The following is an 18,845-nucleotide window of genomic DNA, read 5'->3' on the forward strand; positions in this document are numbered from 1 at the left end:
GACCGTATCCTGCCGGAAGCGATGGTCATTCACAATCGATTTAACACACCATTTACATCAAATTTGATCCAGAGTAGATAGCATTTTTCTGTAGGTTGCACTCTCTCACACTTTTTTCGGTTGCACCTTTTAAAAGTGTTAACTACCGCAGAGAAAAAGATTCGGCAACTTTTATAGCCCCCGTCAAAACACTCACGTTTATTAACATTTCATTCATTTCCAAGCTTGCAAACCAAGTCACATTTAACACGGTTGCACAAAGTTGCAACATAGTGGATATTTCTCGGTAACTATCAGACCCGTATTTCAGTACAACAGGAGTAAACGGCATGGGAACCACCACGATGGGGGTTAAGCTGGATGACGCCACTCGCGAGCGTATTAAAACAGCAGCATCACGAATCGATCGCACGCCACATTGGCTGATCAAACAAGCCATTTTTAATTATCTCGAAAGACTAGAAAATGACGACGCGCTTCCTGAACTACCGGCCCTGCTGGCGGGTGCTGCGAATGAGGGCGATGAGTCGACCACGCTGCAAAATGAAGCGCATCAGCCTTTCCTGGAATTTGCTGAACAGATCCTGCCGCAGTCAGTTTCCCGCGCGGCAATCACCGCTGCTTACCGCCGCGCCGAAACTGACGCCGTACCTATGCTGATGGAGCAAGCTCGTCTGCCGCAGCCCATCGCCGAGCAGGCGCATAAGCTGGCATACGATCTGGCAGACAAACTGCGTAACCAGAATACCGCCAGCGGTCGCGCCGGGATGGTACAAGGTTTATTGCAGGAATTCTCCCTTTCTTCACAGGAAGGCGTCGCGCTGATGTGTCTGGCCGAAGCCTTGCTGCGTATTCCAGATAAAGCGACCCGCGATGCGTTAATCCGCGACAAGATCAGCAACGGTAACTGGCAGTCGCACATTGGCCGCAGCCCGTCTCTGTTCGTCAACGCGGCGACCTGGGGGCTGTTGTTTACCGGTCGTCTGGTTTCAACGCATAACGAAGCCAGCCTCTCACGCTCACTCAACCGTATTATCGGCAAGAGCGGTGAGCCTCTGGTGCGTAAAGGCGTCGACATGGCCATGCGCTTGATGGGCGAGCAGTTTGTCACCGGGGAGACCATCGCTGAAGCGCTGGCTAACGCGCGTAAACTGGAAGAAAAAGGCTTCCGTTACTCCTATGACATGCTGGGCGAAGCGGCCCTGACCGCCGCCGATGCACAGGCTTATATGGTTTCATACCAGCAGGCGATCCACGCCATTGGTAAAGCCTCTAACGGGCGCGGTATCTACGAAGGGCCAGGTATTTCTATCAAGCTGTCGGCACTGCATCCGCGTTACAGCCGTGCGCAGTACGATCGCGTGATGGATGAACTCTATCCTCGTCTGAACTCGCTTACTCTGCTGGCACGTCAGTACGACATCGGCATTAATATCGACGCCGAAGAGGCTGACCGACTGGAGATCTCCCTCGATCTGCTGGAAAAACTGTGCTTTGAACCCGAACTGGCAGGCTGGAACGGGATCGGTTTTGTTATCCAGGCCTACCAGAAGCGCTGCCCGTATGTTATCGACTACCTGATTGACCTCGCCACGCGCAGCCGCCGCCGCCTGATGATCCGTCTGGTTAAGGGCGCCTACTGGGATAGCGAAATTAAACGTGCCCAGATGGACGGTCTGGAAGGTTATCCGGTCTACACCCGTAAGGTGTACACCGACGTTTCCTACCTGGCCTGTGCGAAAAAGCTGCTTGCCGTACCGAATCTGATCTACCCGCAGTTCGCCACCCACAACGCCCATACGCTGGCGGCGATTTATCAGTTAGCCGGTCAAAACTACTATCCGGGTCAGTACGAGTTCCAGTGCCTGCACGGCATGGGCGAACCGCTGTATGAGCAGGTCACCGGCAAAGTTGCGGATGGCAAACTGAATCGTCCATGCCGCATTTATGCACCGGTCGGCACGCACGAAACGCTGCTGGCTTACCTGGTGCGTCGTCTGCTGGAAAACGGCGCCAACACCTCGTTCGTCAACCGCATTGCCGACACGACCCTGCCGCTGGATGAACTGGTTGCCGATCCGGTCGAGGCTGTTGAAAAACTGGCGCAGCAAGAAGGTCAGGCCGGTCTGCCGCATCCGAAGATTGCCCTGCCGCGTGACCTGTACGGTAAAGGCCGCGAAAACTCAGGCGGGCTGGATTTAGCTAACGAACATCGTCTGGCCTCGCTGTCCTCTGCCCTGCTCAACAGCGCGCTACAAAAATGGCACGCTAAACCCATTCTGGAACACCCGGTTGCTGACGGCGAAATGACACCAGTCGTTAACCCGGCCGAGCCGAAAGACATTGTCGGTTACGTGCGTGAGGCGACTCACGCTGAAGTAGAACAGGCGTTACAGAACGCAGCGAATAACGCGCCGATCTGGTTCGCCACACCGCCACAAGAGCGCGCCGCCATTTTGCATCGTGCCGCCGTTCTGATGGAAGGTCAGATGCAGCAGTTGATTGGCATCCTGGTACGCGAAGCGGGTAAAACCTTCAGCAACGCCATTGCGGAAGTGCGCGAAGCGGTAGACTTCCTGCATTATTATGCCGGTCAGGTTCGCGATGATTTCGATAATGAAACCCATCGACCGTTAGGACCGGTGGTTTGTATCAGCCCATGGAACTTCCCGCTGGCCATTTTCACCGGGCAGATTGCCGCCGCGCTGGCGGCGGGTAACAGCGTGCTGGCGAAACCGGCGGAACAAACCCCGTTAATTGCCGCCCAGGGCATCGCTATTTTGCTCGAAGCGGGTGTACCGCCGGGCGTGGTGCAACTGTTGCCTGGTCAGGGTGAAACCGTCGGGGCGCAGCTCACTTCCGATGAGCGCGTACGCGGCGTCATGTTTACCGGCTCAACGGAAGTCGCCACGCTGTTGCAACGCAATATTGCCACCCGCCTTGATGCTCAGGGGCGTCCAATCCCGCTTATCGCCGAAACCGGTGGGATGAACGCAATGATTGTCGACTCCTCCGCGTTGACGGAACAGGTCGTGGTCGACGTTCTGGCTTCAGCGTTTGACAGCGCCGGACAGCGCTGCTCCGCGCTGCGCGTCCTGTGTCTGCAGGATGATGTAGCCGACCATACGCTGAAAATGCTGCGCGGCGCGATGGCGGAATGTCGCATGGGTAATCCAGGTCGCCTGACCACCGATATTGGGCCGGTAATTGATGAAGAAGCCAAAACCAATATTGAACGCCATATTCAGGCCATGCGCGCCAAAGGACGTCCGGTGTTTCAGGCCGTGCGCGAAAACAGCGACGATGCGCGTGAATGGCAAACCGGTACCTTTATTGCTCCGACTCTGATCGAGCTGGAAAGCTTCGACGAATTACAAAAAGAGGTGTTTGGTCCGGTACTGCACGTCGTGCGCTACACCCGTAACAATCTGGGCAACCTGATTGAGCAAATTAATGCTTCCGGCTACGGCCTGACGCTGGGCGTACACACTCGTATCGATGAAACCATCGCCCAGGTCACAGGATCGGCACACGTGGGGAACCTGTACGTTAACCGCAATATGGTCGGTGCCGTTGTCGGCGTTCAGCCATTCGGTGGCGAAGGCTTGTCTGGTACCGGGCCAAAAGCAGGTGGACCGCTGTATCTGTATCGCCTGCTGGCTAACCGCCCAGAAAATGCATTAGGCATTACGCTGGCCCGTCAGGATGCAGACTACCCGGTCGATGCGCAGCTTAAAGCTGCACTCGTTCAGCCGCTGGAAGCGCTCAGCGAATGGGCAACCGATCGGCCCTCACTGCATGCGCTCTGCCAGCAGTTTGGCGAACTGGCGCAGGCCGGTACTCAGCGTCTGCTGCCAGGACCCACTGGCGAGCGCAATACCTGGACGCTGTTGCCGCGTGAACGCGTACTGTGTATCGCTGATGATGAACAGGACGCGCTGGTACAGGTTGCCGCCGTGGCTTCCGTTGGTAGCTTAATCCTGTGGCCAGATGATGCGTTCCATCGTGAACTGGCAAAACGTCTGCCAGCCGCCGTCTCCGGGCGCATTCAGTTTGCCAAAGCGGACAACATCACCACGCAGCCGTTTGATGCCGTTATTTTCCACGGCGATTCCGATCAACTGCGTTCACTGTGCGAAGCGGTAGCTGCCCGCGAAGGGGCGATTGTATCAGTCCAGGGCTTTGCCCGTGGCGAAAGCAATATTCTGCTGGAGAGGCTGTACATTGAACGCTCCCTGAGCGTCAATACCGCCGCTGCCGGGGGTAACGCCAGCCTGATGACAATCGGCTAAGGTTGTGGTTAATTAAGGCTCCGGTTAGGGGGTAATGCCTGTCAATTAAGCATTACGGCGAACATGTGATTTCGGCTCAGGGTTCCGTTCACCTCAGTGGTGTCACTTTTCTGAGGCTCAGACACCCGTGAACGTGCAAGAGAGGCTCACCGCCGCCTCCCTTGCATCCCAGGCTCCCGGCGGGAAAATCGTCGCTGCGCGATTCATTCGTCTTATGCCGTCTGCCTTCGGGTCGGGGCCGGGCCTGCGTCCCTGCAGGCCGCCCCCTCTGCCCGCATCCCTGCGGGCAGACCCGGTCAGCCGTCAACGCCTCATCGATTTTCAGCCGGAACGAGGTCATCGCTGCAACGCACTGACTTCCAGCTAACACTGTTTTGCTGTTCAGATAAAAAACGCAGGGGTCAGGTGTGGGCTGGTCCGGCTGAAAATTGCCGACGTGTTTCCGGAAGGCCGGGAGAACCCGCAGGGATGCGGGTTCAGGGCGCGTTTTACAGGGAAGTTTCCTCGCGCCCGGCCCGGTAGCCTGGAGGAATAAACGGAGGGGACCACGAAGTGGCAATTTTCCCGCCGGGAGCCGGGATTGTTAAGGGTACGGCGATAGTACCCTTAACACGTTCACAGGGAGGATCGTTTCAGAGAAGTGACAAACATAAGGTGAACGTAGCAATATACCGGAGGCAACAGATTCATTACCTCCGTATGTGCCACTCATCCTCGTTAACTGACAAGCATGACTCCGGTAACGGGGCCTTTTTTATGGAGCCAGAGGGAAGCATGAAACGAATCGTACTGACATGTGCAGCGCTGCTGTTGAGCGGCCAGGCGCTGGCGGATGACTGCGCCAACGCGAACACTCAGATTGAGATGAACACCTGTGCGGCAGAGCAGTTTAAGGCGGCCGACACCAAACTTAATGACACTTATCAGAATGCGCTTAAGCGCGCCGCCCCGACCCAGCGCGATTTACTGAAAAAAGCGCAAATCTCATGGATAACCCTGCGCGATGCGGACTGCGCGTTAATCAGTTCCGGCACCGAAGGCGGTAGCGCCCAGGCGATGATTTCCAGCCAGTGCCTGACGGATAAAACCAACGAGCGTGAAGCGTTTCTCGCCTCACTCTTACAGTGCGAAGAGGGCGATTTAAGCTGTCCGTTACCGCCAGCCAGTTAACGCACGCGGATCCCTTCAATAATCATCCGCTGCACGCTCTCCACCGTTTGGTTAAAAAAGGCTTCATCACGCAGCGTTGCGCCCGTTACCGCCTCTACCTGTGGGGCAAAGTCGGCGTAGTGCTGGGTTGAAGCCCAAATCATAAAAATCAGATGATGCGGATCGACCGGAGCCAGTTTCCCACTTTTGATCCAACCGGCAATCAGCGCCGATTTCTCATCAATTAGCGTTTTGAGATCGCCCGTTAATTCAGCCATCAATAAAGGCGCACCTGCCAGCATCTCCATACAAAACAGTCGTGAAGCCTGAGGGTAATCGCGCGACACTTCCAGCTTAAGGCGAATGTATTCTTTAATGGCCACCAGCGGCGCAAAGTCTTCGCGAAAAGCCTTCAACGGAGCCAGCCAGACGTCGAGGATTTGCCGCAAAACGGCAATATAGAGCACCTCTTTTGACGGGAAGTAATAAAGCAGATTCGTTTTTGACACACCCGCCTGCTCAGCGACCTGTTCGAGACGCGTGCCGTGGATCCCATATTGGGAGAAGATATTTAATGCCGCGGTTAATATGGCCTGGCGTTTTGCACTGACGGCCTGCGAGCGCTTACCTGTTTTTTTCTCTGCGCGTTGGACCATGCGCCCTCTCCTTCTTGTGAGGGCGTCAGCATACCAAATCACGCGGTGAATGGTTAAATTAAAGCGACTCCGGCGGTGCCTCTTGCACTCCCCCTTTTTTCTTTTTGAACTTCAGTTCGCTGACCAGCACGCCAACAATAATGAATGCTGCGCCGAGCAAAGCCAGTAGCGGTAAGCGCTCCCCCGCAAGGCGACCAAAGATCCCCGCCCACACCGGCTCACCGGTATAAATGACCGTCGCGCGCGTCGGCGAAACGCTGCGCTGTGCCCAGTTCATGGTGACCTGAATAATCGCACTGAAAATCCCCAATCCCAGCGCCACCACCAGCAATCCCGTAGACATCGGCGGCACGGACTCTCCGGCCGGAGCCATGGCAATAAACGCCACTATCGAAGCGGTTGCCAGTTGTACCACCGTTACCCGCCGCACATCCACTTTTCCCGCCCACGCGCTAATCAGGATAATTTCTGCCGCAATCGCCACCGCGCCGGCGAGTGTGATCCACTCTCCTTCGCCTAAAGCCAGCAAATTGCCTCCTGGTCCGGCGAGAAAAATCAACCCGATAAAGGCCAGCACAATGCCGACACACGGCATCAGGCCGGGCATACGCCCCAGACACAGCCATTGTAAAAGCGGTACCAACGGCACATACATCGCGGTAATAAACGCCGATTTACTGCTGGGAATAAACTGTAGCCCCCAGGTTTGCAGACTATAGCCCAACGCAATTGCGATACCGATCGCAACGCCTGCTTTGACTTCCAGCCACGTCAGTTTATGCAATGTGCGTAGTGACAAAAGCGCGACCGCCAGCGCAGCGGTGGCAAAACGCACGCCGACAAAGAAAAAAGGTCCGCTCAGGGTAACGGCATATTGCACGGCCAAAAACGTGCCACCCCAGAACATAGTGATCACAATGAGGATCGCTTCCTGAGGTTTAACAGAGAAGGAATAACGAGAAAGTAATGACATGAGACACCCGATTAACTGAATGTCGTTAGTCTGCGTTGCGTTTTGTTACAGTTCAACCTTGCAGACAAAAAAAACCGCCGGAAGAAACCGGCGGCGGTGGGTGGCTACGTAACGTCTGACTCTGATCCTCAGCCGTCACGGCATATCTGACAGCTAGCCCAGCAATTACGATTTGTTGTTGCCGTGGCTATTTTTGCCCCCTTTTTTGCCTGCCTCTGAAGCGCGTTGCGGGTCATTCTTAAAGTTGCCCCCGCTGTGCTGGCCACCTTTTCGACCTGCTTCTGATGCTCTTTCGCGATCTTCCGCAAAGTTGCCGGAACCGCCTCGATGGTTTGCCATTACTGACCTCCGTCATTGATTAGACATCATATTGCATAGGTACTGAGGAGTGATACCTCACGCAGCGTTACGGGCGATACCCTGAAAATAACTGCGTGGGATTAAGCATAGTGAAGCGTGGCCTGAGCAGCCGCTAACTGTAATATCCTGCAACAGGATTGGCGGTGATAGAGAAATAATCACAGCGAGAAATCAATAAGTCTTTCTTATGACTACCAAATTCCACCCGGTTAAATATGTATCATTTTGCAACAAGAGAAGTTGTTATAAAAATTGTTATAAATCAAAGAAGTGATTGTGAAATTTGCACTCCTGACAGTACGTCATATCTTTAAAGGTAGGTAGCGAGTCGCTACGGACACGGTTAACTCGAGGAGTAGTGTAAAATGGCAAAAGTTCTGGTGCTTTATTATTCCATGTACGGACACATTGAAACTATGGCCCATGCAGTCGCAGAAGGCGCAAATAAGGTTGATGGCGCGGAAGTGATTATTAAACGCGTACCAGAGACCATGCAGCCGGAGATTTTCCTCAAAGCTGGCGGCAAAACACAAAACGCACCAGTCGCAACCCCGCAAGAACTGGCAGATTACGATGCCATTATTTTTGGTACCCCCACACGCTTTGGCAATATGTCCGGTCAGATGCGCACCTTCCTCGACCAGACTGGCGGGCTGTGGGCTTCAGGCGGCCTGTACGGCAAACTCGCCAGCGTATTCAGCTCGACAGGAACCGGCGGCGGTCAGGAACAAACCATTACATCAACCTGGACTACGCTTGCTCACCATGGGATGGTGATTGTGCCTATCGGTTACGCGGCGCAAGAGCTGTTTGATGTTTCTCAAGTTCGCGGCGGTACCCCTTACGGCGCAACCACCATCGCCGGAGGCGACGGCTCACGCCAGCCAAGTCAGGAAGAATTATCTATCGCCCGCTATCAGGGTGAATATGTCGCAGGTCTGGCAGTAAAACTCAACGGCTAATCTTCAACAGGAGGATTCGAATGCCAACTCAAGAAGCGAAAGCCCATCGCGTCGGCGAATGGGCAAGTCTGCGCAATACATCGCCGGAAATAGCCGAAGCCATTTTTGAAGTCGCGCATTATGACGAGAAACTGGCAGAAAAAATTTGGGAAGAAGGTAGCGACGAGGTGCTCATCAAAGCCTTTAAGAAAACAGACAAAGATTCGCTCTTTTGGGGTGAACAGACTATCGAACGCAAAAACGTCTAGCGCTCAGACTCCCCCGCGAACACGGGGGAGTTTTTCTTTTACTTAGCCGCCTCATTCAACACGCTGTCGAACTTATCTATCGGGCAAAAGCCATCCGCATCTATCGGACACCCTTTCAGCTCCAGCGTTACACGCTGCGCCGGGGATTTCAGAGTCAGAACGTCTGCATTACGCAACTGCTGCGAGCTCTGATACACGTACTCGATTTTCATCAGATCACGATTCGCGTTGCTGTCATGCCAGCGCTGGAAGACAATCTTCCCGCCAATCGGCGTACGCTCGTTCTGATCGTGAAGCTGGTACGGTTTGAAATCCAGCGCGGTGAGCAGCGATGCGATGTTTGAGTCATGCCCCACCAGCACGGTTATTTTTGGCGCTTTTACGCGTTCAGTAACCAGCGCATTATCAATATACTTCACCAGCGGTTTGGCGACATTCTGCGCCACTTCCGGGGAGGTGAACAGGCTGTCCTGATAGCCATTTTTCAGCTTCGACAGAACCTTCCACTGTTGATCGGATTTAATCTCGCCCCAGGCGACCTTGTCCATCGGGAAGCCTTCGTAATATTGCAGCGTGAAGGCATCAACCAGCGAATTCCCGACCTTCAGCGGCCCCGAAACCCCAGGCTCCTGCTGGTATTTCGCGCTAAACGTATCTTTGGCATCGGTCAGGGAACACTGCTGTTTTTCTTTGCAGGACGGAGAGTCTTTATAGTCGGTCATTTGCTCAAGCAACTGATAGCTGTCGTTGAGCTGCATTTGGCTACGCTCTTTCTCCATTGCCTGAACCGCCTGCTGGCTGAAGGCGGCGGAATCATCGGTGATCACCGGGTTAAAGGTGGGATCCATGGTGCCCATTTTTTCCTGATGATGGACCGGGACGTCGCAACCCGGGAAAGCACCGGTGACAAAGAACTGCGCCGTCGCGACCGTACGCTGCAGGCTGTTAGCATAGGTATAGACCGTACCCGGCGCCGGACATTCGCCCGATTTCACCATCCCCTGCTCTGCCAGCCACTCTCGCATATAGTGGCCCATATAGATTTCCAGCACGCCGCCTTTGGTGGTGAGTTGTCCGCCGGGGACATCCCATTCTGGCCATTGTTTGGGGGTGGACTGCTCAAGAACACTGCCATTATTGGCTAAAGGTGCGCGTAAGTTATGCCGACTCATCATCAATACTTGCTGAAGCTGATAGCCTTCCGGCGCGGTCTGCGCCTGCGCGGCGGTTGACATTAATACAGCCCCTGCCACGGCTGCGGCGATTAACGATTTATTCATCCCTACGACCTCTTGTTGTTATCAATCACAACAGAGTGTGACAGAAATATGACATATTTCCCGGAACGCTTTCGCAAAACGCACCATCTACGGTGTCGTTTTAATACCGAACTCGGTTTCTAATTTGCGAATGCCAATCGGGGTGAAGGTGACGCGGCGACCACTCAGCTCCGTTTTTATCCATCGTTTTTCAATCAGCCAGCGTAGCAGCGATGCGCCAAGCACACCGCCGGGATGGTAACGTCGTTCACTCCAGTCCAGACAACCGCAGGTTAATTTCCGCCGCGATGCGCTCGCAGCCAGGACAATCCCCATTTGTGCCAGTTTTTCCTGCCCAAGAGAGGTCAGCGTTTCACCATCCGGCGTTAACCACTGACGGGAAACCAGCGTATCGAACAACCTCACCGCCACCTCGCCAGCGAGATGATCGTAGCAGGTTCGGGCATGTCGTAAGCCTGGCGGCGTCGTGATTTTTCGTGGCGTAGATGTAGCCCACGCCACGCCCATCAGGCGCTCCAGCAGTTCAGCGATATCGGAGCCTGCAAGGCGAAAATAACGATGTCTGCCCTGCGCGAGCGCCACAACAAAACGTTGTTCGCACAGACGCGCCAGATGCGCACTGGCGGTTGACGCTGATACATCCGCCACTGCGCTGAGTTCGGTCGCGGTCCAGGCGCGGCCATCCATCAGGGCGCACAACATTCGCGAGCGCGATTTATCGGCCATCGCCGCCGCGGTGAGCGCCATTCGCGACTCCAGAGCGCCCTCTTCCTCACTTAACATCACTGATGCCATAGCGACCTCTTTGACCCTGAATGTCTGAATTAACGATGCCATGAATGCGTTCTAAAGTCACCGCACAGGTCACACCGCACGCAGCATCATCTCGATACCCAACCCGACCAAACAAAACAGAAAACAGCGTTTAAACACGAGCGGAGAAATAACCCGTCGTACACGGGTTCCTAACCACTGACCAATCAGCGCAGGAACAATGGCCAAAGCCGATAAGCTCAACGACTGTACGGGCAGCGCGTTGTGCCACCACAGACCAAGCGCCAAAGCCAATGTCGAAAACGTAAAAGAGATCCCGAGCGCCTGAACCAGCTCATCTTTCTCAAAACCCAATGACTGGATCCAGGGCACGGCGGGCATCACGAATACACCGGTTCCACCAGTCAATAAGCCCGTAACAAATCCTATGACGAGGGAGTACGGTTTTTCATGCTGCGGAGCCACTGCGATTTTCTTTCCGGCCAGCGTCCAGATAGCGTAAGCCACCAGCGCCACGCCGAGCGCAAACTGGGTACGGGTGGTGTCGCCGCCGGTAATCCAGGCGCTGGCAAGCAATGTCGCCACCACCACCGTCAATAACATCGGCCACAGTCGTTTGACTAATTGACGCGTATTTCCGCCACCGCCAAACTGAAACAGATTGCTAATCAGCGAAGGCAACAGCAGCATGGCCGCCGCCGCAACCGGCGAAATAAGCGATCCGAGGATCCCCATAGCCACGGTGGGCAATCCCATACCAGTGACGCCTTTTACCATCCCGGCGAGGACAAACGTGGCGGCAATCATCATCACCAGAGCGGGCCCAAACGCTAACGAACTCGTCATGTTGCACTTTCCTGAAAAAGAGAAGATGACCCATTCTGGACGTTAATCGCGGCACTCGCTTCGCCAGGCAACGAAATATGTCTTCCCGCTTACGGGTAATAATATAAAAAATGCCGGGTTTCCCCGGCACATTATCAGAACGTTTTTGCCCACCACAGCCGCAGCTTCATGCCCCAGTAGCTGGTCCAGCCGCTGGTTGTTGACACCACCCGACCTTGTGACACTACCACCAGCGTGGGCGTGACGCTAATCGCCCAACTGCGGGAAATTGCCCCGTTCGCATCATTGATGACCGGAAAGTCCACGCCTTTACGCGACAGCCAACGAGACACCTCAGCTTCACTGCCGGAGCGTAACGCAATGGTCATCACGTTTTCCCCTTCCGAACGCAGCCTGGCGACTTCCGGCGTCGTGAAGCGGCAAACGCCGCACCAGCTCGCCCAGAAATAAAGCAGCACCGGCTCGTCTTTGCTGAGCGCCGCCAGCGTGACGGTTTCACCATCCAGCGTTTGCAAAGGCGTGCTGTCAAAAGATCCAGGGAGCTGCGGCGCGCGCCAGACATCCATCAGCAGCATCGCCCCTGCCAACAGCGCCAGTAAGATCAGCCCTTCGCGCAGCCAGCGGCGCAGTTTACTGAGCATTGGCCGCCGCCAGCTTTTCTTTGACCACTTCCTCAAGGGTTTCCCACGGCACCGCACCGGGAATAAGCTCATCACCAATAATCGTTGCGGGGGTGCCCTGCACGCCCACCAGTCGCGCCAGTTGCAGGTTAGTGCTTAGCGTTTCAGCACTTTGGGCATCCAACGCCACCGGACTGGCTCCCGATTTTTCCTGCGCCTGTTTGATACTGACGTCGGTATGGTAACCCTTTTTCTGCATCAGTTTTTCATGTAGCGCCAGAAACTGCTGCGGATGCTCAAGCCAGGTAGTCAGCACGGTCCGCGCCGCCAGTTCCGAACTTTCCCCTTTAAACGGCAGCGGTTTAATCACTACCGCCACGTCAGGATATTTCTGCACAATTTTTTCCAGCATGGGATCCAGTTGCTTGCAGTACGGGCAGTTGTAATCGGTGAAGTTTATCAGGGTCAGTTTCGCCTGCTTAGCGCCAATCCGCGGGCTGTTGGGATCGTTAAACAGGGCCTCCTGGATTAATGCTTCAATTTGCTTTTCCTGTTCCGGTGTAAACGGTGCAGGCTCTTTCGCTACGCTGACGGCAGAAAACAGGGTTAACAGCAGAACAATCATTATTTTCATGGGGTTACTCCTTTGGCGTCGGTCAACGTTTGCAATACCGCATCGCGGGTTAACAACGTTGGTAACGCCTGGCCTTCCGGCAGACCGGGGCCATAAATTTGGTTATACGGCACAGCAACCTGGCCGCGTTTTTTCAGAAATTCGGTGATGGCTTCAGAAGGGAGCGTCCAGTCGCCGCGCAGCGCCACTACATCCGGCTGTTGCAAAGCGGCCTGTACGTCATCTTTATGCAACACGTTGTATTTGTTGACCTTACAAGTGATGCACCAGTCGGCAGTGACGTCAATGAACACTCGCTTATGTTGCGCAAGCGCATCCTCAATCGCCTGCTCGCTAAGCGGTTGCCAGTTCACGCTTTCTTTAGCGCTAGCGTGTCCGGCCAGCCCTAAATGTGGGAGCAGCAACGTCGCAAGCCAGATAGCCGACCCCAGCATCATGACACCGAGAAGACGCCGCAAAATATTCATCCAGCGTCCCGGACGCGGCAAACGCAGCGCCAGACCGGGACGCAGAGCCACCAGCAGCCACGGCAAGCTCATCCCCAGACCAAGTGCGATAAACAGTCCCCACAACGTTGGCAGCGAAGCGGTCAATGCCACCGCTACCGCTGTTCCCAGAAACGGGGCGCTGCACGGCGTGGCGAGCAGGGTCGCAAATGCGCCTTGCCAGAAATGTCCCGACAAGCCGTTGCCACCGTGAGTCGCCAGCGTGGTGGTCATCGCCGAAGGCAGGCGGAATTCAAACCACCCGAACAGGCTGGCGCTGAACGTCAGCATCACCACGACCATGACGCCAATGAACCACGGGTTCTGAAACTGGATCCCCCAGCCCAGCGCCTGATTGGTTAAACGTAGCACTGTCATCAATAGCGCCAGGGCCATAAAGGAGACCAGGATCCCGGCTACCGATGCGAGGAATTGACGGCGGATCTGGCGACGGCTTTTTTCCTCAACCAGCAAAATAGAGCCCAGTTTCATGCCGAGAACCGGTAACACACAGGGCATCAGGTTGAGGATCAAACCGCCCAGCAGCGCCATTAGCACCACCTGCCACAATGGGAGTGAGGCGTTCTCAATAACCGGGGCTTCGCCAATCGCAAGACGACTTTCCTGGGCAACACCGTTATCTGCCAGCACCAGCGTGACCGACTTACCGCGTAAATCCGGCGCGCCTTCCCCCCAACCGTCATGAACAGGTACCGTGGCGCGTAACGTCTCACCTGCGACGTGAATTTGCGGCATGCCAAAATCAGCATCATCAACGGCGTCCAGATACAGCCCAGGCGCAGTCCAGCCTCCCGCGCGGTGAGCCTCGACGACCAGCTCGCCGGCCCGTGCGCCAGCGCGCAAAGTATCGGTCAGGCCGCTGGCAAGCGGGATCTGCCCCATTGCCTGCGCATAGTCATGCGCAAAAGTCGGGTCCTGGGTCGTGGAGGTCACGGAAAAAGGAAAATCCGTCAACAGGCAAACGTTGCTACAGGTGGATAGCGTCAAAACACCGCTAAGCGTGGCGGGCGATCTGCCGCGCACAACCATCGGGAACGTCACATTATCGTGATAGCCCTGGGTCGTGATATTAGCGACCTCAAAGCGTGCAGGGGTTGGCCAGAACCAGTCGACCGCAGGTATTTCCCCTTGCCAGGCGATAGATGGCGCGACGCCTCCCTCGCCCGGCGAACGCCAGTAGGTTTTCCAGCCGTCCTCCAGTTTAACATCCAGCAACAGACGAGTTTCGCCGCCTGAGGACGTATCAGCGCGTAACCGTACGCTGGCGTGATCGTTATCGGGTGAACGCAGCCAGCCGGGTTCAGCCGCCCAGGATACGGGCAGCCATAGCAATAACAGACAGAACAGCGCCTGCCTGAAAACAGTCATCATATATTTTCTCCGTGAATAATTATCTAACAGTCAGCAACGGCTGTTCTGTCATTCACGGAAGACGCAAAATCGCAGATGTACCCTTAGCGTGGGCGGCGAGATGGCTCGCGGTGGGAAAAAAGGCAGACGAAACGCCCGCACTGGCGCCAGCAGCGACAGCAGCAGACACAGCACCAGAATAGCGCCTTCGAACAGTACCGGGGGCGCCGCCAGTAATGACTTCGCGCTCAGTTCACAAGGGGTAACGGACGAGGCCTCATCGGTCTGCGCTTGTGCGCTTACGACCACGCTTGTGGCAACGGTGTCCATCTGCAACGCGTGCAGACCCGCCATGCGTTGTGCGGTGCAAACCATCACCACAACACATGCCAGACAGAGGAACCACCATCCCATCCGTTGACGTTTCGCCATTATACCCTCACTGATTGATGCGAGTTATCTTAACCACTCACCAGGTTTTGGCAACCTTTGCGCTGTAAAGTTATGTCCTGTCATCAGCAGGATATACCGCGATTTCAATCAGATTGAGATCGGGATCTCTGACATAAACCGAGCGAATCGGTCCCATCGCACCGGTTCGTGCAACCGGCCCCTCAACAATATCGACCCCGTGCGTTTGAAACGTGGCTATCACCTCTTCCAGCGCACGCGTGGTGATAAAACACAAATCCAGCGCCCCCGGCGTTGGCGCGTAAGCTTTGGGTTCAAACTCTTTTCCCCGAATGTGGAGGTTAATTTTCTGATTGCCAAAGACGAAGGCTTTCCTCCCTTGCGCGAAGGTTTCCAGCCTCATCCCTAAAAGTTCGACATAAAAACGAACGCATGCCTCTTCATTATTGGAGGTCAATACCAGATGATCCAGGTGGTCAATCATAGCGATATCCATTTTGGTTGCTCATCACTGACACTTACCCTATTCATTCAAACGCTACAAGAAAAAGAAAATCTTACGGCTGCGTTGACAGAACATAGCGCAACGCGTTGCTGCTCACGTTTTATAAATCAAATGATAATTAATCATATTTCCGTTTTTATTTATTACAATATAACATTGCCAAAGTAATTACGAAAATATCACGGAAGTGATCATTCACTATTTACGAAGAGTACCAAAGGATATTCCCATAACAGTACATAAATACTGTCCGCTACGTATTGATGCGTAAATGAAAGTAAGGGTCAGCGCATTTTTAGGTGATTATCGTATTATAGCCCGACGCAATGAAGATCGTATTCATTCGCAGAAAATTTGTTTATTGAATGTTATTTAGAGTATATGGAAATGAAAAAATATTTATTACCCCTGATTGGGTTACTTTTTACCGTTAGCGCTCAGGCAGCACCATTTACCGACGGCAAAGAGTTTATCTCACTGGAAAAACCCGTCGCTTCAGCCCCGGCAGCGCTGAAGTTTTTCTCATTCTATTGTCCTTCCTGCTATCAGTACGATGAAGTTTTTGAAATCACTGATAACGTGAAAAAAGTTTTGCCTGCTGACGTCAAACTCACCGAATACCACGTCGACTTTTTAGGCCCTCTGGGGCAAGACATGACGCACGCCTGGTCCGTCGCCATGCTGTTGAACGTGCAAGATAAAGTTAAACCGTTGCTTTTTGATGCCGTGCAGAAAAAACAAACCATTAAATCGGCGGACGATATACGTAACGTATTTATCAGCGCGGGCGTCAGTGCCAGTGATTATGATGCTGCATGGAATAGTTTTGCCGTGAAATCACTAACCGCCAAACAGCAAGAAATGGCTAAAGCCGTAGATTTAACCGGTGTGCCCGCCATTTTTATCAACGGTAAATATATGATCAATCCGAAAGGACTGAAATCTGATGACCTTAACGCGTTCGTACAAAACTATGCTGATACGGTCCGCTTCCTGATCACTAAATCCTGATGTTTAGCTAATCTCACTATTCGCACCACACAACAGACGCCATAACGTTAAAAAGCGCTGTTGGTGGTGCAATGCCCGCATCGTTTATAGCAATATCCTCCCTTCCCGGTTGGCATTCTCCGTTATCAGGATTACCCTAAACTTAGCGGTGATACCTGTTGTCAGGGTTCACCTTCTGCAAGTGTTGATTTACACGAGAGAACGCTATGGAATTAAAGGATTATTACGCCATTATGGGCGTGAAACCGACAGACGATCTCAAGACAATCAAGACCGCCTATCGTCGACTCGCCCGTAAATATCATCCTGATGTCAGCAAAGAGACTGACGCGGAGGCCCGGTTTAAAGAGGTTGCTGAAGCCTGGGAAGTCCTGAGTGATGAACAGCGACGCGCCGAGTACGACCAGTTGTGGCAGCACCGCAACGACCCACAGTTCAACCGTCAATTCCAACAAGGAGAGAATCAACGCTATAACGCCGAAGATTTCGACGATATCTTCTCCTCCATTTTTGGTCAGCATGCGCAACAGTCTCGCCAGCGTCATGCCAGCCGCGGGCACGATATTGAAATTGAAGTCGCCGTATTCCTCGAAGAAACGCTTACTGAGCATAGCCGCACGATCAGTTACACCCTGCCGGTTTACAATGCGTTCGGCATGGTCGAACGTGAAATTCCTAAAACGTTGAATGTGAAAATTCCGGCTGGCGTCGGTAACGGTCAGCGTATTCGTCTGAAAGGCCAGGGCACCCCCGGTGAAAACGGTGGGCCAAATGGTGATTTGTGGCTGGTGATTCATATCGCGCCACATCCGCTGTTCGATATCGTTAATCAGGATCTGGAAGTGGTCGTTCCCCTGGCGCCGTGGGAAGCCGCGCTGGGCGCGAAAGTAACCGTTCCGACGTTAAAAGAGAGCATCCTGCTGACCATTCCTGCGGGCAGCCAGGCCGGGCAGCGGTTACGCATTAAGGGCAAAGGTCTGGTAAGTAAAAAACATACCGGCGATTTGTATGCGGTGATCAAAATCGTCATGCCGCCGAAACCTGACGACGCCAGCGCCGCCCTGTGGCAGCAGTTGGCGGATGCACAAAAGACCTTTGATCCGCGCAAAGAGTGGGGGAAAGCATAATGGCTAACGTCACCGTCACCTTTACCATTACCGAGTTTTGTCTGTACACCGGTGTGTCAGAAGAAGAGCTACATGAGATTGTCGGCTTAGGGGTGATAGAACCTCATGAAGACGAGACTTTTGACGATCATGCGCTGAACGTCATGCGTCGCGCGATACGCCTGCGTCAGGAGCTGGAACTTGACTGGCCGGGAATTGCCGTTGCGCTGACATTGCTGGAAGAGAACGCTCAACTGCGGCAGGAAAACCGCCTGCTGCGCCAGCGATTGTCTCGTTTTATCAGCCATCCTTAATGTGTCAAGGCCAGCATGGTGCTGGCCCTTTTATTATCCGCAACCCGCTCTTAATGACATTGCGCAGCAGATGGCATACAGTCAGCGATAAGAATTATCTCAAACAATAAGACGTTGAGCCATGCAGCTTAAGCCCCTCACAAAAGGTCGTTTTCACAATATCTGGCAGCAAGATGATGCCTTAATTGAGAAGATATTCCAGGAGTTGCTCTCTGAAACACAGATTATCCAGGAAGATGACTATCTTTACCGCCAGGGACAGGTAGTCGATCGACTAATCATGGTGCAGTCAGGGAGAATTTCTCTGCGTTATAGCGCGGAGAATGGTCGCCGTTTTCAACTGGGTGCAATGGAATGTGATGAGCAACTGTTTGGCGAAATGGAGTTTTTTACCGGGTATCGTTGCCAGCTTGATATCGTAGCCGAAGAACCGCTGACCGTGGCGGTATGCAACTGTGACCGTCTGGAGGAAGCGCTGAACCAACACCCCAGACTGGCGATATTTTTCGCCAGCGCAATGGCCGTTGATTATCAGGATATGCTGGAAATCTTCCTGCACCGGATGCTCTACCCTATCGTACATAACGTAGCGTATGACCTGTATCGCCAGCATCAGGACAAGCAGCCAATGGATGGTTTTCATAAAAAATACCAGGAAGCTGAGCGATTCGGCACCACCGACCGGGTCTATCGGCGGGCGGTGAAAGCGCTGACGGATGCCGGGCTGGTAACGCGCACGAAGCAAGGACTGGAGATTAAGGATCTGGATGGGCTGCGTAAATTTCTCGGCAATGACATCATTGACTGACACACCAACCCTGGCAAACGGAGCATTGGTGTGTCATTTC

Annotated in this window: 19 protein-coding genes; 8 read left to right on the forward strand and 11 right to left on the reverse strand. The window is 53.9% G+C overall.

All coding sequences use genetic code 11. From position 1 onward, the window contains the following. The first annotated feature begins 329 nt into the window (after window positions 1-329). Window positions 330-4,292 carry a trifunctional transcriptional regulator/proline dehydrogenase/L-glutamate gamma-semialdehyde dehydrogenase gene (putA, locus tag O6D90_RS14540; RefSeq protein WP_218731477.1) on the forward strand — a complete coding sequence of 1,321 codons (3,963 nt, stop codon included), beginning with the start codon at window positions 330-332 and terminating at the stop codon, window positions 4,290-4,292. A 774-nt stretch (window positions 4,293-5,066) separates the two neighbouring features. Further along, window positions 5,067-5,462 (forward strand): lysozyme inhibitor LprI family protein, encoded by a 396-nt coding sequence (locus O6D90_RS14545; RefSeq protein ID WP_016156166.1) that lies wholly within the window; start codon window positions 5,067-5,069, stop codon window positions 5,460-5,462. Here the strand turns inward: O6D90_RS14545 and rutR are convergent. From rutR to O6D90_RS14560, 3 genes are all read right to left on the reverse strand, one after another. Then, the gene (rutR, locus tag O6D90_RS14550) at window positions 5,459-6,097 is read right to left on the reverse strand and encodes an HTH-type transcriptional regulator RutR (protein ID WP_016156165.1); all 639 of its coding nucleotides are present in this window, start codon (window positions 6,095-6,097) and stop codon (window positions 5,459-5,461) included. The two genes, O6D90_RS14545 and rutR, sit on opposite strands and share 4 nt — an antisense overlap. 58 nt (window positions 6,098-6,155) lie before the next feature. Then, on the reverse strand, window positions 6,156-7,070 hold the full coding sequence (locus tag O6D90_RS14555) for a DMT family transporter (protein WP_016156164.1): 915 nt from the start codon (window positions 7,068-7,070) through the stop codon (window positions 6,156-6,158). A gap of 165 nt (window positions 7,071-7,235) precedes the next feature. Further along, window positions 7,236-7,409 carry a general stress protein gene (locus O6D90_RS14560; RefSeq protein ID WP_003036022.1) on the reverse strand — a complete coding sequence of 58 codons (174 nt, stop codon included), beginning with the start codon at window positions 7,407-7,409 and terminating at the stop codon, window positions 7,236-7,238. 386 nt (window positions 7,410-7,795) lie between these two features. On the opposite strand from O6D90_RS14560, the gene wrbA reads away from it, so the two are divergent. Both wrbA and O6D90_RS14570 read left to right on the forward strand, forming a co-directional pair. Further along, window positions 7,796-8,392 (forward strand): NAD(P)H:quinone oxidoreductase, encoded by a 597-nt coding sequence (gene wrbA / locus O6D90_RS14565; protein ID WP_003832057.1) that lies wholly within the window; start codon window positions 7,796-7,798, stop codon window positions 8,390-8,392. A gap of 20 nt (window positions 8,393-8,412) precedes the next feature. Beyond that, the gene (locus tag O6D90_RS14570; RefSeq protein ID WP_016152581.1) at window positions 8,413-8,640 is read left to right on the forward strand and encodes a YccJ family protein; all 228 of its coding nucleotides are present in this window, start codon (window positions 8,413-8,415) and stop codon (window positions 8,638-8,640) included. Window positions 8,641-8,678: 38 nt separating this feature from the next. Here the strand turns inward: O6D90_RS14570 and agp are convergent, their stop codons facing one another. The 8 genes from agp to O6D90_RS14610 form a co-directional block, all read right to left on the reverse strand. Beyond that, a complete protein-coding gene (gene agp, locus O6D90_RS14575; protein ID WP_016156163.1) occupies window positions 8,679-9,920 on the reverse strand; it encodes a bifunctional glucose-1-phosphatase/inositol phosphatase in 1,242 nt (413 codons plus the stop codon). A gap of 87 nt (window positions 9,921-10,007) precedes the next feature. Next, complete coding sequence (locus O6D90_RS14580; protein ID WP_016156162.1) at window positions 10,008-10,715, reverse strand: ArsR/SmtB family transcription factor; 708 nt, start codon at window positions 10,713-10,715, stop codon at window positions 10,008-10,010. 69 nt (window positions 10,716-10,784) lie between these two features. Continuing rightward, entirely contained in the window at window positions 10,785-11,540 is a 756-nt protein-coding gene (locus tag O6D90_RS14585) for a sulfite exporter TauE/SafE family protein (RefSeq protein WP_016156161.1), read from the reverse strand. Between the two features lie 134 nt (window positions 11,541-11,674). Beyond that, entirely contained in the window at window positions 11,675-12,181 is a 507-nt protein-coding gene (locus O6D90_RS14590; RefSeq protein WP_016152577.1) for a protein disulfide oxidoreductase, read from the reverse strand. After that, a complete protein-coding gene (locus tag O6D90_RS14595; protein WP_016156160.1) occupies window positions 12,171-12,794 on the reverse strand; it encodes a DsbA family protein in 624 nt (207 codons plus the stop codon). The genes O6D90_RS14590 and O6D90_RS14595 overlap by 11 nt, the downstream gene beginning before the upstream one ends. Next, the gene (locus O6D90_RS14600) at window positions 12,791-14,671 is read right to left on the reverse strand and encodes a protein-disulfide reductase DsbD family protein (protein WP_016156159.1); all 1,881 of its coding nucleotides are present in this window, start codon (window positions 14,669-14,671) and stop codon (window positions 12,791-12,793) included. The genes O6D90_RS14595 and O6D90_RS14600 overlap by 4 nt, the downstream gene beginning before the upstream one ends. Window positions 14,672-14,719: 48 nt before the next feature. Beyond that, complete coding sequence (locus O6D90_RS14605; RefSeq protein ID WP_016152574.1) at window positions 14,720-15,082, reverse strand: hypothetical protein; 363 nt, start codon at window positions 15,080-15,082, stop codon at window positions 14,720-14,722. Between the two features lie 70 nt (window positions 15,083-15,152). Then, the gene (locus O6D90_RS14610) at window positions 15,153-15,557 is read right to left on the reverse strand and encodes a VOC family protein (protein WP_016156158.1); all 405 of its coding nucleotides are present in this window, start codon (window positions 15,555-15,557) and stop codon (window positions 15,153-15,155) included. 396 nt (window positions 15,558-15,953) lie between these two features. Between O6D90_RS14610 and dsbA the strand changes: the two genes are divergently transcribed. The 4 genes from dsbA (at window position 15,954) to O6D90_RS14630 (ending at window position 18,805) form a co-directional block, all read left to right on the forward strand. Then, on the forward strand, window positions 15,954-16,577 hold the full coding sequence (gene dsbA / locus O6D90_RS14615; protein ID WP_016156157.1) for a thiol:disulfide interchange protein DsbA: 624 nt from the start codon (window positions 15,954-15,956) through the stop codon (window positions 16,575-16,577). Between the two features lie 206 nt (window positions 16,578-16,783). Then, complete coding sequence (cbpA, locus tag O6D90_RS14620; RefSeq protein WP_016152571.1) at window positions 16,784-17,704, forward strand: curved DNA-binding protein; 921 nt, start codon at window positions 16,784-16,786, stop codon at window positions 17,702-17,704. Continuing rightward, window positions 17,704-17,997, forward strand: a complete 294-nt coding sequence (gene cbpM / locus O6D90_RS14625) for a chaperone modulator CbpM (RefSeq protein WP_016156156.1) — start codon at window positions 17,704-17,706, stop codon at window positions 17,995-17,997. The genes cbpA and cbpM overlap by 1 nt, the downstream gene beginning before the upstream one ends. Before the next feature lie 121 nt (window positions 17,998-18,118). After that, a complete protein-coding gene (locus O6D90_RS14630; RefSeq protein ID WP_016152569.1) occupies window positions 18,119-18,805 on the forward strand; it encodes a Crp/Fnr family transcriptional regulator in 687 nt (228 codons plus the stop codon). Window positions 18,806-18,845: the final 40 nt, after the last annotated feature.

Origin of the sequence: Citrobacter sp. 21OH12SH02A-Citro, assembly GCF_027919895.1 — a bacterium.
In the GTDB taxonomy this organism is placed as follows: domain Bacteria; phylum Pseudomonadota; class Gammaproteobacteria; order Enterobacterales; family Enterobacteriaceae; genus Citrobacter; species Citrobacter braakii.

Bases quoted from the DNA above. Each gene is read 5' to 3' on its own strand.
- O6D90_RS14595 (WP_016156160.1), bottom strand. From the start codon at position 12,794: ATGAAAATAATGATTGTTCTGCTGTTAACCCTGTTTTCTGCCGTCAGC.
- O6D90_RS14590 (WP_016152577.1), bottom strand. From the start codon at position 12,181: ATGCTCAGTAAACTGCGCCGCTGGCTGCGCGAAGGGCTGATCTTACTG.
- agp (WP_016156163.1), bottom strand. From the start codon at position 9,920: ATGAATAAATCGTTAATCGCCGCAGCCGTGGCAGGGGCTGTATTAATG.
- rutR (WP_016156165.1), bottom strand. From the start codon at position 6,097: ATGGTCCAACGCGCAGAGAAAAAAACAGGTAAGCGCTCGCAGGCCGTC.
- O6D90_RS14570 (WP_016152581.1), top strand. From the start codon at position 8,413: ATGCCAACTCAAGAAGCGAAAGCCCATCGCGTCGGCGAATGGGCAAGT.
- wrbA (WP_003832057.1), top strand. From the start codon at position 7,796: ATGGCAAAAGTTCTGGTGCTTTATTATTCCATGTACGGACACATTGAA.
- cbpM (WP_016156156.1), top strand. From the start codon at position 17,704: ATGGCTAACGTCACCGTCACCTTTACCATTACCGAGTTTTGTCTGTAC.
- O6D90_RS14605 (WP_016152574.1), bottom strand. From the start codon at position 15,082: ATGGCGAAACGTCAACGGATGGGATGGTGGTTCCTCTGTCTGGCATGT.
- cbpA (WP_016152571.1), top strand. From the start codon at position 16,784: ATGGAATTAAAGGATTATTACGCCATTATGGGCGTGAAACCGACAGAC.
- O6D90_RS14585 (WP_016156161.1), bottom strand. From the start codon at position 11,540: ATGACGAGTTCGTTAGCGTTTGGGCCCGCTCTGGTGATGATGATTGCC.
- dsbA (WP_016156157.1), top strand. From the start codon at position 15,954: ATGAAAAAATATTTATTACCCCTGATTGGGTTACTTTTTACCGTTAGC.
- O6D90_RS14560 (WP_003036022.1), bottom strand. From the start codon at position 7,409: ATGGCAAACCATCGAGGCGGTTCCGGCAACTTTGCGGAAGATCGCGAA.
- O6D90_RS14630 (WP_016152569.1), top strand. From the start codon at position 18,119: ATGCAGCTTAAGCCCCTCACAAAAGGTCGTTTTCACAATATCTGGCAG.
- putA (WP_218731477.1), top strand. From the start codon at position 330: ATGGGAACCACCACGATGGGGGTTAAGCTGGATGACGCCACTCGCGAG.
- O6D90_RS14545 (WP_016156166.1), top strand. From the start codon at position 5,067: ATGAAACGAATCGTACTGACATGTGCAGCGCTGCTGTTGAGCGGCCAG.
- O6D90_RS14600 (WP_016156159.1), bottom strand. From the start codon at position 14,671: ATGATGACTGTTTTCAGGCAGGCGCTGTTCTGTCTGTTATTGCTATGG.
- O6D90_RS14580 (WP_016156162.1), bottom strand. From the start codon at position 10,715: ATGGCATCAGTGATGTTAAGTGAGGAAGAGGGCGCTCTGGAGTCGCGA.
- O6D90_RS14555 (WP_016156164.1), bottom strand. From the start codon at position 7,070: ATGTCATTACTTTCTCGTTATTCCTTCTCTGTTAAACCTCAGGAAGCG.
- O6D90_RS14610 (WP_016156158.1), bottom strand. From the start codon at position 15,557: ATGGATATCGCTATGATTGACCACCTGGATCATCTGGTATTGACCTCC.